Genomic DNA, 234 nt, shown 5'->3' on the forward strand with positions numbered 1-234 from the left:
CACAAGTCCGATACCAGATTACATCCGTGGAAAAACAGGAGGATGCAATCACTGAATTAGAGAAAACATTGGGTTGGAAAGCGTACGTCACAAACGAATCTCCTGATCAGTTGAGCTTTGAAAACGCAGTGCTCACATACCGCGACGAGTGGACAATCGAAAGAGGATTTCATCGTCTCAAGGGAGCTCCGCTCTCCTTAGATCCTGTCTTTGTCAAAAGAAATGACCAGGTTG

General features: G+C 45.7%; 1 pseudogene. It reads left to right on the forward strand.

Features of this window, described 5'->3' with window-relative positions:
• Nucleotides 1–234, forward strand: a pseudogene (locus JWG39_RS16355) (IS1634 family transposase); the annotation flags it as partial.

Source organism: Desulforhopalus vacuolatus (assembly GCF_016918505.1).
In the GTDB taxonomy this organism is placed as follows: domain Bacteria; phylum Desulfobacterota; class Desulfobulbia; order Desulfobulbales; family Desulfocapsaceae; genus Desulforhopalus; species Desulforhopalus vacuolatus.